The sequence below is a fragment of the Terrabacter terrae genome, from assembly GCF_039529575.1.
Lineage (GTDB): Bacteria > Actinomycetota > Actinomycetes > Actinomycetales > Dermatophilaceae > Terrabacter > Terrabacter terrae.
Genome location: NZ_BAAANB010000021.1, coordinates 152,396 through 166,249, shown reverse-complemented (window position 1 = coordinate 166,249; position 13,854 = coordinate 152,396). Strand labels below are relative to the sequence as shown.

16 protein-coding genes are annotated in these 13,854 nt (G+C 72.5%); 3 read left to right on the top strand and 13 right to left on the bottom strand.

The window, feature by feature from the left end:
• The first annotated feature begins 243 nt into the window (after window positions 1–243).
• Complete coding sequence (locus ABD194_RS10905) at window positions 244–765, top strand: hypothetical protein (RefSeq protein WP_343991170.1); 522 nt, start codon at window positions 244–246, stop codon at window positions 763–765.
• A 107-nt stretch (window positions 766–872) separates the two neighbouring features.
• Here the strand turns inward: ABD194_RS10905 and ABD194_RS10900 are convergent, their stop codons facing one another.
• Window positions 873–1,556 carry a response regulator gene (locus ABD194_RS10900; RefSeq protein WP_343991168.1) on the bottom strand — a complete coding sequence of 228 codons (684 nt, stop codon included), beginning with the start codon at window positions 1,554–1,556 and terminating at the stop codon, window positions 873–875.
• 64 nt (window positions 1,557–1,620) lie between these two features.
• Entirely contained in the window at window positions 1,621–2,877 is a 1,257-nt protein-coding gene (locus tag ABD194_RS10895; RefSeq protein WP_343991166.1) for a sensor histidine kinase, read from the bottom strand.
• Window positions 2,878–3,115: 238 nt separating this feature from the next.
• Here ABD194_RS10895 and phoU point away from each other — a divergent pair, with 238 nt between their 5' ends.
• Window positions 3,116–3,838, top strand: a complete 723-nt coding sequence (phoU, locus tag ABD194_RS10890; protein ID WP_343991164.1) for a phosphate signaling complex protein PhoU — start codon at window positions 3,116–3,118, stop codon at window positions 3,836–3,838.
• Window positions 3,839–3,921: 83 nt separating this feature from the next.
• On the opposite strand, the gene ABD194_RS10885 is transcribed toward phoU, so the two are convergent.
• From ABD194_RS10885 to mshA, 3 genes are read right to left on the bottom strand one after another with little or no spacing between them, the layout of a single operon-like run.
• Window positions 3,922–4,665 carry a phosphoglyceromutase gene (locus tag ABD194_RS10885; protein WP_343991162.1) on the bottom strand — a complete coding sequence of 248 codons (744 nt, stop codon included), beginning with the start codon at window positions 4,663–4,665 and terminating at the stop codon, window positions 3,922–3,924.
• Between the two features lie 24 nt (window positions 4,666–4,689).
• Window positions 4,690–5,247: a type III secretion system chaperone family protein gene (locus ABD194_RS10880; RefSeq protein ID WP_343991160.1), complete on the bottom strand. Its 558-nt coding sequence runs from the start codon at window positions 5,245–5,247 to the stop codon at window positions 4,690–4,692.
• Complete coding sequence (gene mshA / locus ABD194_RS10875) at window positions 5,244–6,530, bottom strand: D-inositol-3-phosphate glycosyltransferase (RefSeq protein ID WP_425579976.1); 1,287 nt, start codon at window positions 6,528–6,530, stop codon at window positions 5,244–5,246. The genes ABD194_RS10880 and mshA overlap by 4 nt, the downstream gene beginning before the upstream one ends.
• Window positions 6,531–6,700: 170 nt before the next feature.
• On the opposite strand from mshA, the gene ABD194_RS10870 reads away from it, so the two are divergent.
• Window positions 6,701–7,504: a class I SAM-dependent methyltransferase gene (locus ABD194_RS10870; protein ID WP_343991156.1), complete on the top strand. Its 804-nt coding sequence runs from the start codon at window positions 6,701–6,703 to the stop codon at window positions 7,502–7,504.
• 92 nt (window positions 7,505–7,596) lie between these two features.
• On the opposite strand, the gene ABD194_RS10865 is transcribed toward ABD194_RS10870, so the two are convergent.
• From ABD194_RS10865 to ygfZ, 8 genes are all read right to left on the bottom strand, one after another.
• On the bottom strand, window positions 7,597–8,058 hold the full coding sequence (locus ABD194_RS10865) for a phosphomannose isomerase type II C-terminal cupin domain (RefSeq protein ID WP_343991154.1): 462 nt from the start codon (window positions 8,056–8,058) through the stop codon (window positions 7,597–7,599).
• Between the two features lie 74 nt (window positions 8,059–8,132).
• Window positions 8,133–8,447: a DUF2516 family protein gene (locus ABD194_RS10860; RefSeq protein WP_343991152.1), complete on the bottom strand. Its 315-nt coding sequence runs from the start codon at window positions 8,445–8,447 to the stop codon at window positions 8,133–8,135.
• An 81-nt stretch (window positions 8,448–8,528) separates the two neighbouring features.
• Window positions 8,529–8,954, bottom strand: coding sequence for a D-aminoacyl-tRNA deacylase (dtd, locus tag ABD194_RS10855; protein WP_343991149.1), 426 nt, complete (start codon window positions 8,952–8,954; stop codon window positions 8,529–8,531).
• A 34-nt stretch (window positions 8,955–8,988) separates the two neighbouring features.
• Entirely contained in the window at window positions 8,989–10,020 is a 1,032-nt protein-coding gene (locus ABD194_RS10850) for an asparaginase (protein WP_343991147.1), read from the bottom strand.
• 87 nt (window positions 10,021–10,107) lie between these two features.
• On the bottom strand, window positions 10,108–11,139 hold the full coding sequence (locus ABD194_RS10845; RefSeq protein ID WP_343991145.1) for a hypothetical protein: 1,032 nt from the start codon (window positions 11,137–11,139) through the stop codon (window positions 10,108–10,110).
• Between the two features lies 1 nt (window position 11,140).
• Window positions 11,141–11,689 (bottom strand): helix-turn-helix domain-containing protein, encoded by a 549-nt coding sequence (locus ABD194_RS10840; protein ID WP_343991143.1) that lies wholly within the window; start codon window positions 11,687–11,689, stop codon window positions 11,141–11,143.
• Window positions 11,690–11,853: 164 nt separating this feature from the next.
• Window positions 11,854–12,708 carry a beta-keto acid cleavage family enzyme gene (locus tag ABD194_RS10835; RefSeq protein WP_343991141.1) on the bottom strand — a complete coding sequence of 285 codons (855 nt, stop codon included), beginning with the start codon at window positions 12,706–12,708 and terminating at the stop codon, window positions 11,854–11,856.
• Window positions 12,709–12,775: 67 nt separating this feature from the next.
• On the bottom strand, window positions 12,776–13,816 hold the full coding sequence (gene ygfZ, locus ABD194_RS10830; protein ID WP_343991139.1) for a CAF17-like 4Fe-4S cluster assembly/insertion protein YgfZ: 1,041 nt from the start codon (window positions 13,814–13,816) through the stop codon (window positions 12,776–12,778).
• Window positions 13,817–13,854 lie beyond the last annotated feature (38 nt).

The following is a 13,854-nucleotide window of genomic DNA, read 5'->3' as shown; positions in this document are numbered from 1 at the left end:
GTCAGAGCCACAGTCGCCCTTCGAGACGCCCGTCTCGACATCTTGACAGGAGCGCCGTCGGCATGCATCGCGAATGCGGGAGACGCCTGTCGACAGAGAGTCGGCGTCCACGGGCCGTCGGACTCCAGGGCGCCGACGAGCGAGCACGCCTGGCACACGGCCCTGCTGGGCCCCGCGTCCGTCACTCGCGACACCATGGAGCCCAGCGGGTACGCGCGCTCGCTCGTGGGTAGGCTGTCGTCCGTGAAGCGTCGATCCCTCGTCCCGGCCCCCGGGCGTCGTCCGTCCACCCGCCGCGTCTCCGCCGCGCTCGCCGGTGTCGCCCTCGCCGCCGTGACGGCTGGTTGCGAGGTCAACTCGCCTCTGCAGACCCAGATCTCCTACCAGCCGGCCGACGGCGTCAGCGCCAACGTGGGTGACGTCGCCCTGCGCGACCTGTCGCTCATCGGCGACGGCAACGGCACGGTCGTGGTCAACGGCTCCGCCCTGAACGACGGGCAGCAGGACGTCACCGTCCAGATCTCGGCACAGGCCGACCCCAACGCGGCCACGCCGCCCACCGGCTCGGAGCTGCAGCTCAAGCCCTACGAGCAGGTCAGCCTCGCCACGCGTGGGCTCCAGCTCAGCCAGGTGAGCGCCAAGCCCGGACGGCTCGTCCCGGTCAAGATCACCTCCAACACGGGGGGCACCACCGTCGTCAAGGTGCCGCTGCTGCCCCCCACGGACTACTACTCCACGGTGACCCCGGCCCCGACCGGCAGCTGAACCCGGCACGGTGCGTTCCGACGCCCGGCCCCCTTCGAGGTGGGCCGGGCGTCGTGCGTAACGGTGGGATCGACCGGTCGCCCTGAAGTCACCCGCCCGACCGCGGCTCAGCCTGCCTCGAACTTGTAGCCGAGCCCGCGCACCGTGACGATGTGCACCGGGTTGGCCGGGTCGGGCTCGATCTTGGCGCGCAGGCGCTTGACGTGGACGTCGAGCGTCTTGGTGTCGCCGACGTAGTCGCTGCCCCAGACGCGGTCGATGAGCTGCATCCGCGTGAGCACCCGACCGGAGTTGCGCAGCAGGATCTCCAGCAGCTCGAACTCCTTGAGCGGCAGCGACGTCGACCGGCCCTCCACCGTGACCGTGTGCCGCTCGACGTCCATCCGCACCGGCCCCGACTCCAGCGTCGCGGGCAGCAGGTCCTCGGGCTCGGCGAGCCGGCGGAGCACCGCCTTGACGCGCGCGAGCAGCTCGCGGCTCGAGTACGGCTTCGTGACGTAGTCGTCGGCCCCGATCTCCAGGCCCACGACCTTGTCGATCTCGCTGTCCTTGGCGGTCAGCATGATCACCGGGACGGTGGACCGCTGCCGCAGCGCGCGGCAGACGTCGACCCCGGACAGCCCCGGCAGCATCAGGTCGAGCAGCACGAGGTCGGCGCCGTTCTTGTCGAACTCCGCCAGGCCGTCGGGGCCCGTCTCGGCCACCGCGACGTCGTAGCCCTCCTTCTTGAGCAGGTAGGACAGCGGGTCGGAGAACGACACCTCGTCCTCGACGATGAGAATGCGACTCAAGGCGGGGCCTCTCGGGGTCGGCCAGCGCGGGGCTGGCGGGGTGCTCAGCTGGGGTGGGTCGGGCTCAGGCGGTCACGGACGGGGAGGAGGCGTCGGTGTCGCGCGGGAGGGCGGCATACGTGATCGGTTCGGCGGGCTCGGCGGGCTCGGGAGGCTCGGCCACCTCGGGGGGCCGGGGAGGCTCGATCGCTCCGGAGGCGTTGGCGGCGGGCAGCTCGATCGTGAAGGTCGAGCCGCGCCCGGGCTCGGACCACACCGACACGTTGCCGCCGTGGTTGTCGGCCACGTGCTTGACGATGGCAAGGCCGAGGCCGGTGCCGCCGGTCGCCCGGGAGCGGGCCGTGTCGACGCGGTAGAAGCGCTCGAAGATGCGCCGCTGCTCCTCCGGCGCGATGCCGAGGCCCTGGTCGGTCACCGAGACGTCGACGACGCCCGGACGCCCCCGCCGCACCATGACCCCGACGCGCGTGCCCGAGTCGGAGTAGGCGATGGCGTTGCCGACGAGGTTGCTGATCGCCGTGGTCACGAGCTCGGCGTCACCCCACACCTCGCACCCGTCGTCGATCGCGGTCACGAGCTCGATCCGGTGCTCGTCGGCGATGAGCCGGCTGCGGTCCGTCGCATCCCGCGCGCACCTGCCCACGTCGATCAGGGCGGGGTCCTTGATGACGTCGGCACCCTGCAGGCGCGAGAGCTCGACGATCTCCTTCACGAGGCGGGTCAGCCGGTCGGACTCGACGCTGATCCGCCTGGCGAAGCGGGCAACGGCCTCCGGGTCGTCGTGGGCATCGAGGACCGCCTCCGCCAGCAGCGAGATGCCGCCCACCGGGGTCTTCAGCTCGTGGCTGACGTTGGCGAGGAAGTCGCGGCGGATCTCCTCGACGCGCGCGGCCTTGGACCGGTCCTCGACGAGGAGGAGCACGTGGTCGGCACCGAGCGGCGCGACGCGGGCCGCGACGACGAGCCGTCCCTCGCCGATGCCCTTCTGGAGCGTCATCTCGGCCTCGCGGATGACGCCGTCGCGTCGGACGGCTCGCGCCAGGTGGAGCAGCTCCGGGTGGACGAGCTCCTGGCCGCGGACGAGCCCGTGCGCGACGGCTGCCGGAGAGTTGTTGACCACCCGGTCCGAGGAGTCGACGACGATGCCGCTCGAGCGGAGCACCGCGATGACGTCACCGACGCCTGGGGGCAGCGGCGGGGCGGGCGGGGCAGCGACCTCCGCTGCCGCGGAGCGGTCGGACAGGCGTACGGCCACCATGGCCACGCCACCGAGGGCGAGGCCGGCGATGCCACCCAGGGTTGCCGCGGTCGTCGGGTCCACGACACTCAGGGTACGCACGGTGGCAGGCTGGTACCGACCACGCGGGCGCCCGTCGTGCGCAGCCCGTACCGAGTGTTCACCTTGGCGTACCCGCGCATTCACGAGACCCTGCGAACCTCTGCACGTGCGCGGTCCGCGTCCCCTCGCGTATGCCGTCCGCGCACCTCGGGCGGCACCCGACAGATCCGACTCCATTCGACAGCATCCGGCGGCACGACCGGCAACCGACAGGAAGACCATGCGCGACCAGTTCCACGAGGACCTCGACACGATCTCGGACCAGCTCGTCGAGCTGACCAGGCTCGCGGGGTCGGCCATCTCCCGCGCCACGACCGCACTGCTCGACGCCGACGTCCACCTCGCCGAGTCGGTCATCGAGGCCGACCGCAAGCTCGACGACATCCGGATCGAGCTCGACGAGCTGTCCATCGACCTCCTCGCGCGCCAGCAGCCCGTGGCCACCGACCTGCGCATCGTCGTGACGGCGATGCACATGAGCTCGGACCTCGAGCGGATGGGCGACCTTGCCCGCCACGTCGCCAAGGTGGCCCGCCTGCGCACACCCGAGTCAGCCGTGCCGCCGGAGCTGCGCTCGCACATCCTGCAGATGGGCCAGGTGGCCGAGGCCATCGTCGCCAAGTGCGGCTCGATCATCGCGAGCAAGGACGTCGCCGCCGCGATCGCGCTCGAGAAGGACGACGACGCGATGGACGACCTCCACCGCGAGCTCTTCGCCGCCCTGCTCGACGAGAACACGTCGTGGTCGCGCAGCTCGATCCTCGACCTGACGCTCGTCGGCCGCTACTACGAGCGCTTCGCCGACCACGCCGTGTCGGTGGCCCGTCGGGTCGTCTACCTCGTGACCGGGGAGTACGACGCGGACGTCAGCTACGACCACGAGGACGCGGAGGACGCGGACGTCATCGCGACCCTCGAGAGCGGCGCCACCCCCTCGCTCTGACTCCCCCCAGCCGTCCGCCGCCGGGGGCGGACGGCTCACCACTCAACGGTGGTGGGGCGAGCCGGGTGCGTCACCGCGTGGCGTCAGCGGCCCTGCTTGGCGACCGCCTCGGCGGCGGCGCGAGCGGCCTCGGGGTCGAGGTAGCGGCCCCCGCGCGTCACGGGACGGAACTCCTCGTCGAGCTCGTAGACGAGCGGCATACCGGTGGGGATGTTGAGCCCCGCGATGTCCTCGTCGCTGATGTCGTCGAGGGTCTTGACGAGGGCCCGCAGCGAGTTGCCGTGCGCTGCAACGAGAACCGTCAGGCCGTCGGCGAGGTCCTGCTGGATCTCGTTCTCCCAGTACGGCATCAGGCGCGCCACGACGTCCTTGAGGCACTCGGTGGCCGGCATCGCCGGGCCGAGCCCGTGGTAGCGCGCGTCGCCCGCCTGCGAGAACTCGTCGTCCTCGTCGATGGGCGGCGGCGGCACGTCGTAGGAGCGGCGCCACAGCATGAACTGCTCCTCGCCGAACTGCTCGAGGGTCTGCTTCTTGTCCTTGCCCTGCAGCGCGCCGTAGTGCCGCTCGTTGAGGCGCCAGTCGCGCTTGACCGGGATCCAGTGGCGGTCGGCGACATCGAGCGAGACGTTCGCGGTGGTGATGGCCCGGCGCAGCAGCGAGGTGTGCACGATGTCCGGCAGGATGCCGGCCTCCTTGAGGAGCTCACCGGCGCGGACACCCTCGGCGCGGCCCTTGTCGGTGAGGTCGACGTCGACCCACCCGGTGAAGAGGTTCTTGGCGTTCCAGTCGCTCTCGCCGTGGCGGAGGAGGACGAGCGTGTAGGTCATGGCGGCCAGCCTAGCGAGGGCCGCTCAGGCGCCTCCGCCGTCGTCCAGCAGGTGACGGAAGGCGTCGAGGTTGCGCGTCGACTCGCCGCGCGAGACCCGCCACGCCCACTCCTTCTTCATCGACCCGAGGAAGCCGAGGGCGAGCAGCTCGTTGAAGGCGTCGTCGCTCGCCGCGAGCACCACGCCGAAGAGCTGGTCGAGGTGCTCGGCGTCGACGGCCACGGTCGCGAGCTCTCCCCGCAGGTAGACGTCGCCGTCGGTGTCGACCGCGTAGGCGACGCCCTGCAGTCGCAGGTTCTTGCGCAGCAGCGTGCGGTAGAAGGCCTCGTGGTTCTCGTCCGGGTTGCGGATGACGAACGCGCTCAGGCTCGTCGTCCGGTCGCGCACCAGCACCGACACCACCGTCTTGAGCTTCTTCTCGCCGGGCAGCGTGACGACGTACTCCCCCGGCCGTCCGCCGAGCTCCCAGTCCAGCTCCGCCGAGCCGAGGTATGCCGTCAGCCGGGCCGCCGCGGCCGCCGCCGGGCTCGCGCCGGGCCGGGTGTCGGCGGGCTGGACGTCCTCGTCGGGCAGGGCGCTCACGGGATGACCGCCGTGGGGACCCCGACGAGGCTGCGGGCCTCGTCGACGGGTGTCTCGGTGCTTCCGGTGGCGCGTTCTCGCATGGCCTGACGGTAGACGTCGAGGAGGCGGTCCGTCGTGGCACCCCAGCCGAACTGGGCCGCGTGGCGGACCGCATCCGAGCCGAGGGCCAGCCGACGGGGCGCGTCGGACAGCAGCGAGCCGACGGCATCGGCCCAGTCGGAGGTCGCGTGCCCGTCGACCAGCACGCCGGCCTCACCGACCGCGGTCGGCAGGCCGCCGACGCGCGCGGCGACGACCGGTGTGCCGCAGGCCTGCGCCTCGATGGCGACGAGCCCGAAAGACTCGGAGTGGCTGGGGACGAGGACGAGGTCGGCAGCGCGGTACCACTGTGCGAGCACCGGGCGGGGCACGGGTCGCACGAAGCGCACGACGTCGTCGATTCCCAGGGTGCGGGCCAGCTCCTCCAGCTCGTGCGGCCGGTCGAGGCCGCTGCCGCTCGGGCCGCCGAGGACCGCCACGGTCAGGCGGTGTCGTCGTGACGGGTCCCGGCGCAACAGCTCGTCCGCCACCCGGAGCAGCACGTCCGGAGCCTTGAGGGGCTGGATCCGGCCGACGAAGAGCAGCAGCTCCCCGTCGAGCGGGAGCCCCAGCTCGCGGCGGGCAGCGAGGCGGTCACCGGGGGTGAAGGTGTCGAGGTCGACGCCCGGGGGCACGACGGACACGCGGCGCGGCGATGCGGCATACAGCTCGATCAGCTCACGCGCCTCGTCGTCGGTGTTGGCGATGAGGCGGTCGGCGGCCTCCACGACCTGCACCTCGCCGATCTCGCGGCCCCGGGGCTCCGGGCGGTCCCCCTGCGCGAGGTGGAGGTTCTTGACGCGGGCCATCGTGTGCATGGTGTGCACGAGGGCGACGCGCCAGCGGTCGGCGGCGAGCCAGCCGACCTGGCCCGAGAGCCAGTAGTGGGAGTGCACGAGGTCGTAGTGGTCCTCGGGGACCGAGAGGCCCGCCTGCATGATGCCGGCCGAGAAGGCGCACAGCTGCCCGGGCAGGTCCTCCTTGGCCAGCCCCTCGTAGGGGCCGGAGGTCACGTGCCGCACGCGCACGCCCGGGACGAGCTCGGCCTCGACCGGGGTCTCACCGGTCGTGCGCCGGGTGAAGATGTCGACCTCGACGCCGCGGGACGCGAGCTGCTTTGCGGTCTCGGCGACGTAGACGTTCATGCCGCCCGCATCGCCGGTGCCCGGTTGCTCCAGCGGCGAGGTGTGCACGCTGATCATGGCCACGCGCCTCGGCTCGACCGACATCGGCATCCCTTCGTCCTGCAAGACTGCTCGATCTGCTCGCCTGCTCGTTCCTCGACTCAACCCACCCCCGATTGGATGTATTCCGCGATCACCCGGGATCGCCGAATACCTCGAACCGGGGCGTTCCACGTAGCCTGCAGGGCGTGTCTCCCCGCCAGCGCCCCGTGGGCAGCATCACCCGCGGGACCACCAACCCCAACCGGCTGCGGCGCTGCGACCGCTGGATCGCCGGGCCGCAGGGCTGGCGGCTGCGACGCAGCGGGGCGCCTCCGGTCGTCGTCGACCTCGGCTACGGCGCCTCCCCCATCACGGCGGTCGAGCTGCACGACCGGCTGCGGGCGGTCCGCGAGGACGTGCACGTCGTCGGCATCGAGATCGACCCGGAGCGTGTGGCCGCCGCCAAACCCCTCGAGCGGGACGGCCTGAGCTTCCGGCGCGGCGGCTTCGAGGTGCCGCTGGACGCAGGCGTGCGCCCGACGGTGGTGCGCGCCTTCAACGTGCTGCGCCAGTACGCCGAGGACGAGGTGCCCGCCGCGTGGTCACTGGTGCAGGAACGGCTCGCGCCCGGCGGCCTGCTCGTGGACGGCACCTGCGACGAGATCGGCCGCCGCGCCGCGTGGGTGGCCGTCGACGCCTCGGGCCCGGTCAGCCTCACCCTCTCGCTGCGCATGGGCGGGCTCGAGCGCCCATCAGCGGTGGCCGAGCGGTTGCCCAAGGCCCTCATCCACCGCAACGTGCCCGGTGAGCCGGTACACGCCTTCCTGGCCGACCTGGACCACGCCTGGGCTCGGAGCGCCCCCCGGGCCTCGTGGGGCGCGCGCCAGCGCTTCCTCGCCGCGGTCTCGGAGGTGCGCCGGAGCTGGCCGCTACTCGACGGCCCGGCACGCTGGCGGCTCGGCGAGCTCACCGTGGACTGGGCGGCCGTCGCACCGGCCACCGCCGCCTGACCGCCCGCTCCGGAGCCGGCAGTCACGGGACGCACGTATGCCGCCGAGCGGGCCCGGCGGCATATGTGGTCCGGTGTGTCGGCTGGATCGCCTCAGCGGGCGTAGTCGTCCTGGAGGCGCTCGATGTCCGTCTCGTCGAAGTGGCCGAAGCCCACCTCGAGCAGGCGTCCGGGACGGTCGCCGGAGTTGCCCATGCGGTGGATGGCGTTGCGGGGGACCCACACGGTCTCGCCGGGCTGGGCCGACCAGGTGCGGTCGTCGACGGTCACGTCGATGGGCACGTCGAGCACCTGCCACATCTCACCGCGGTGGTCGTGCCGCTGCAGGGAGAGGCGGTGGCCCGGCTGGACAGTGATGATCTTGACCGTGACCTGCTCGTTGGAGACGAACTGCTGGAACTGTCCCCAGGGCCGCTCGGCGACGAAGATGTCCTCGGCCGGGTTGCGGTCGCCCAGGTCGTAGTCCAAGGGCGAGTGCGCCGGGGCCAGGTCGTGGTCGTGGAGCTCTGCCTCGAGCGCCGACACCGTCACGCCGTTCCTGTGCAGCTGGGTCATGTTCCCCCCTCGTGGATGAGCCACCAGTCTGCCCTAGCGAGGCAGCGCCCGGAGCCAGACCGCGGGAGTCGGCGTCACCAGCCGTTGTGGGAACGCCCTCCGAGACCGCGCACCTGGCGCAGCGCCGGGCGCACGTCGGCGAGGTAGACGGCGGAGCCGACGAAGGCCAGCAGCCCGAAGATGTTGAGCGGGTTGAAGACCGTCACGAACCCGACCGCGAGCGCGACACCGAGCAGCACGAGCCAGAACGTACGCGTGCGCTTGCTCGCTGCGACGTAGGCCGCCTCGGGGTGACGCAGCGCGTCGACGAACGAGAAGACCTCGCACCCCAGCGCCACGACTCCGAGCACGACGAGGATGATGCTCTGGAACCCCGAGTACAGCTGCATGGAGGAAGCGTAACCCGCACGGCCGCCGCAGTCCGGCCCTGCGCAGTGGTGAAGCGCGTGCTCAGGCGTGCTCAGGCGTGCTCAGGCGTCGACGACGACCGTGACCGGCCCGTCCCCCACGAGCGAGACCTCCATCATGGCCCCGAAGCGGCCCTGCTCGACCTCGAGACCGCGCTCCTGCAGCGCGGTCACCAGGGCGCCGACGAGCGGCTCGGCCACCGGGCCGGGCGCTGCGGCGCTCCACGAGGGCCGACGTCCCTTCCGGGTGTCGGCGTAGAGGGTGAACTGGCTGACGACGAGCACCGGAGCACCCGCGTCGAGCAGGCTCTGCTCGTCGCGAAGGATGCGCAGCTCGGCGATCTTGCGGGCCATCCGCTCGACCTGCTCCACGCCGTCGCCGTGGGTGACGCCGACGAGCGCCAGCAGGCCCGGGCGGTCGATGGACCCGACGACCTCGCCGTCGACCGCTACCTGCGCCCGGTTGACGCGCTGCAGCACCGCCCTCACGACGATCGCTCCGTGTCGCTTCGTCGCCGGCGGCTCAGACGCCCACGGCGACGACGGCACCCACGGGCTGGCCGTGGCCGAGGACGGGCTGGCGCTCGAGCGTCGCGAGGATCTCCTCGTCGCCGACACCGATGCGCCGCATCACGGCCGCGAGGAGCACGCTGCGGGCCCGCGACGAGCCGTCGGCCACCTTCAGCGCGATGCCACGGCCGTCGCGCAGGCCCACGGCGTAGACGGCCTCCGCGCCGTCCTTGGCCACCAGCCCGTCGACGCCGCGGATCAGGGCCGTGACGTCGCGGCTGGTGCCGCCGAGGTACTCGGGGTGGTCGCGGATGGCCTGCGCGACCTTGGCCTCGGCGCCGTCCGTGGCCGCAGCCAGCCGGCCGAACGAGAGCGCCAGCGCGCGCAACGGCACGGCGTGGATGGGCGCACCGCAGCCGTCGACGGCCACGGCGCTGGGCTCGGCGCCGGTCAGCTCGCGGACCGTCTCGAGGACGGCCTGCTGCAGCGGGTGCTGCGGGTCGCGGTAGCTGGCGAGATCCCAGCCGTTGACGACGCACGTCGCCAGCATCGAGGCGTGCTTGCCCGAGCAGTTCTGCACGATCGACTGCTTGGGCCGGCCGCTCGAGATCCAGGCGATGCGCGCGGCCTCGTCGTAGGGGTAGTCGGGAGTGTTCTGCAGGGCGGTCTCGGTCAGGCCGGCGCCGGCGAGGATCTCGCGGGCCGCCTCGACGTGGAAGTCCTCGCCCGAGTGGCTGGCACACGCCAGCGCGAGGAGGCGACCGTCGGTGGCGAGGCCACTGCGCACCATGGCGAGGCCCTGCAGCGGCTTGCTCGAGCTGCGCGGGAAGACCGGGCCGCTCGAGTCGCCGATCTCGAGCTCGACCGAGCCGTCGGGAGCCGTGACGACGGCGGTGCCGTGGTGCACCGACTCGACGAAGCCACCGCGCAGCACGTGGGCGACGACCGGGGCGTCGGCGAGCGCCGCGCTGACCGGGCGGGAGGCCGGGTCGGCCGTGCGGCCGGCGACGAGAGCGGACGTGGGCGGGGCGAGGTGATCCGACACGTCCCGCAGTATGCCCGAGCGACGCGACAGGGCCGCCACCCCCGTGGGTGTGGCGGCCCTGTGAGGCCCGGAGGGCCCTTCGCGAGGTCAGCTCGAGGCGGATGCCTGCGTCGCCGACTTCTTCGCCGGCGTCGACTTCCTGGCCGTGCTCTTCGTCGTGCTCTTCCTCGTGCTCTTCGTCGTGCTGTTCGTCGCGCTCTTGGCGGCGCCGCCTGCCGTCGATGCCGCCTTGCGGGTCGTCCGCTTGGCGGCCTTCTTGGCCGGAGCCGTCTTGCGGGCGGCCGTGGCCTTCTCGTCGTCCGACGTTGCGGAGCTGCGAGCCGCCACCTTGCGGGTCGTGGCGCGCTCGACCTGGTTGGCCTTGCGGGTCGCGGCGGCCCGCTGGGCCGCCGACCGCCGGATCGCCTGCTCGTGGGCGGCCGTGCGCGTGGGCTCGATCGGCGCCGAGGCGGACTCGACGGCCTCGACCGAGGCCCCCACCTGCGAGCCGAGCTTGCCGGCGTCGTCGGCAACGACGTCCATCAGCGTCTGGGCGACCTTGCCACCCTGGGTGACTGCGGTACCGGCGACCCGACGGCCCCGGGTCACCGTCGCGCTGCCTCGCTCGGCGAGGTCGAAGGCCGTGCGCTCCCCCTGGGCCCGCAGGTCCGTGACGATCTTCTCGCCGCGCGCAGCGGCGGCGTCGTACTGGTCCTTGGCGTTGCTGGCCATGACGAAACCGTCGTTGAGGACGCGGGCCGGGAGCTCCTGGGCCTGCGCGACGAAGCGCTCGGCATACGTCGTCGCGAGCTTCTGCAGCTCGGCGGTGCGGCTCTGGAGGTCGACGATGCGCTTCTGGAGGTCCTTCTGCAGCTCCTTGGCCTCCTTCTGGGCGCCCTTGCGCAGGTCGACGCCCTTGGCCTGCTTGCGCGCCACCTCGAGCTGCTCACCCGCGGTGCGCACGGTGTCGATGGCGATGTTCGCGGCACCGACCACGGCGTAGAAGGGCGTCGGGTCGACCTGGACCTCGGGCATGCGGCCGTCGATCTGGCCCAGCTGGCCACGGACGTCCGCGACGGCGGCCTCGGCCTGCTTCTGGGCGTCCTTGACGGCCTGGGTGATCTTCTTGCTGAGTGCCATCTCAGTTCTCCTTCTCGTTGAGCTCGGGGGTCGCGGGCGCGGTGGCTCGGCGCGACGGGCGGCGGCGCGACGCTGCGGGTGCAGCAGCCGGCGGGCGGTCGTCATGGTTCGTGTCCGAGCTCGCGTCCGCGTTGGTGTCGTCGGTGGTGGCGGTGGTCGCGGGCTCGGTGCTCGGGGAGGTCACGGCTGCTGCAGTGCGCTCCCCGACGAACGAGACGTAGATGTCGACGAGCACCGCCCGCTGCCGGTCGGTCAGGACCGGGTCCGCGGCGATGGCGGAGAGGACGTCGGGGACGGCGGCAGGGTCGCCGTCGGCGACCCTCTCGTCGAGGATGCCGGCCCGGACGTAGAGCGACTCGGCCGAGACCTGCAGCCCCTTGGCGATCTGCTGCAGGATCTCGGCGCTCGGGCGCTTGAGCCCCCGCTCGATCTGCGACAGGTAGGGGTTGGAGACTCCGGCCATCTCGGCGAGCTGGCGCAGCGACAGCTGGGCGCTCTCGCGCTGTTCGCGCAGGTACGCCCCGAGGTCGGGTAGCGGCAGCTTGCTCATGCCCCCATTGTGCTAACTGCAGCAAGCAGAATGCAAACTGTGGGCAGCGTGACCCGCCCCACATCGAACCGCGGCGCAGCAAAGTGCCCACTGACGTGTGGAAGTGCCCACTCGATTCGAAGGTCGAGTGGGCACTTCGCGGCACGCGAGGGGGCCGGTCGTTCTCAGCGGGTGCGCCGGTCCTTGATGGCGAGGGCGGCGCGCGCCTCGGAGGTCGACATCGGCGGGCGTTGCACCAGGGTCGCGATCTCGGCGGCCCGCGCCACGAGCTCGCGGTTGTGGCTCACGGCCTGGCCCTTGGCGTACATGAGGTTGTCCTCCATGCCCACCCGGAGATGGCCACCGGCGGAGAGGGCCGCGGCCACGATCGGCAGGTGCGCACGCCCGATGCCCGTCGCGGACCAGCTCGTGACCTCCGGCGGCAGCATCGCGACTCCGGCGAGCAGGACCTCTGGCGTGCCCGGCATGGCGCCCGGGACACCCGTCACGAAGTCGACATGGACCTTGCCGCCGAACGGCAGCCCGCACTCGTCGAGCAGCCGGCGCAGGGCGTGGACGTGGCCGAGCTCGAAGAGCTCGAACTCGGGCACGACCTCGCGCTCCTGCGCCTGACGGTAGAGCTCGACCATGAACCCCCACGGGTTGAGGAACACGCCGTCACCGAAGTTCGTCGTGCCGCACGTGAGGGAGCAGGAGTCCGGGTCGGCGTCGAGGACCGTGAGCCGCTGGTCGAGCGGGTCGGTGACCGCGCCGCCGGTCGAGAGCTGGACGACGAGGTCGGTGGCCTCGCGGACGCCGTCGACCGCCTCCTTGAGCAGCACCGGATCGAGCGTGGGCTGGTGCTCCCGGTCGCGCACGTGGATGTGGATCAGTGCCGCGCCCGCCTGCTCGCAGGCGACGGCCGTCTCGACGAGCTCCTCCGGCGTCGTCGGCAGGGCGGCCACCTCGGCCTTGGCGCTCTCGGCCCCCGTGGGGGCGACGGTGATCAGCGTGCTCGCGGCGCTGCGTGCAGGGCTCATGGCGTCATCCTGCCAGCGGCCCGGGCTTGCCGCGCTGCTGGCGGGAGGGCCGTGTCGGGCCGCGAGGTCAGGGCGAGACGATGACCGTCTGGGCCGCTGAGAGGTCGTCCACGAGCAGCTCGAGCGTGGGGTCGGTGTTTCGCTTGACCAGGGCCAGGGCGATGGGCCCGTCGACGTGGTGGCGGCCGACGGAGGTCAGGTGCCCGACGACACGGTCGGCGGCGCGGACCTCGCTGCCTTGCGCGGGGAGCACGTGCCCCGAGCCGTCCAGGTGGAGGAAGACGAGCCGGCGCGGTGGGCGGCCGAGGTTGTGCACGCGCGCGACGGTCTCCTGCCCGCGGTAGCAGCCCTTGTGCAGGTGCACCGCCGTGCGGAGCCAGTCCACCTCGTGCACGATCGTGCGGTGGTCGGTCTCCCGGCCGAGGCGCGGGCGCCAGGCGGCGATGCGCAGCGCCTCCGCCGCCCACAGGCCGGCCAGCGGCCGATCGCCCACCGCCGCGGCGACATCGGCGCGAGGAACGATGACCTCGCGCCAGGACCGCTCGGTGCCCGGGTGGTCGTCCACTGGGCCGTATGCCGTCGTGTCGCCGACGAGGCCGGGCCACGGGTCACGCCAGGCAAGCGGCTCGCCTTCGGCGGACTCCTGCGCGTGCGGCTCGCCGAGCACGGCCCACCCGTCGGTGACGAGGGCGACCTCGACGCGCAGCATGAAGCGCATCCGGTCGAGCCACTCGGCGAGCGCCTGGCCGGCGCCCGGCTCGGTGGTGACCCAGGTCGTCTCGCCGTCGTCGACGAGGTGCAGCGAGTGCTCGACGTGCCCCTTGGGCGTGAGGACCAGGGCCTCGCGGGACTGGCGCGGCTCGAGGCCCAGCAGGTGCTGGGTGGTCAGGGAGTGCAGCCAGCTCAGGCGGTCGGGACCCGTGACCGTGACGACGTCGCGGTGCGAGAGGTCGACGACCGCGAGCCCCTCCTCGAGCAGGCGCTGCTCGCGCATCGGATCGCCGTAGTGCAGGGCGACGCCCGCCTCGAGGGCCTCGCCGGCCACGGCACCAGGCCGTGACAGCAGGGGGCTGGTCGCCGGTCGGGTGGGCAGCTGGACGTCGCTCATGTCTGGTGGAACGCCCGCGGCACACGGCTCATTCCGGT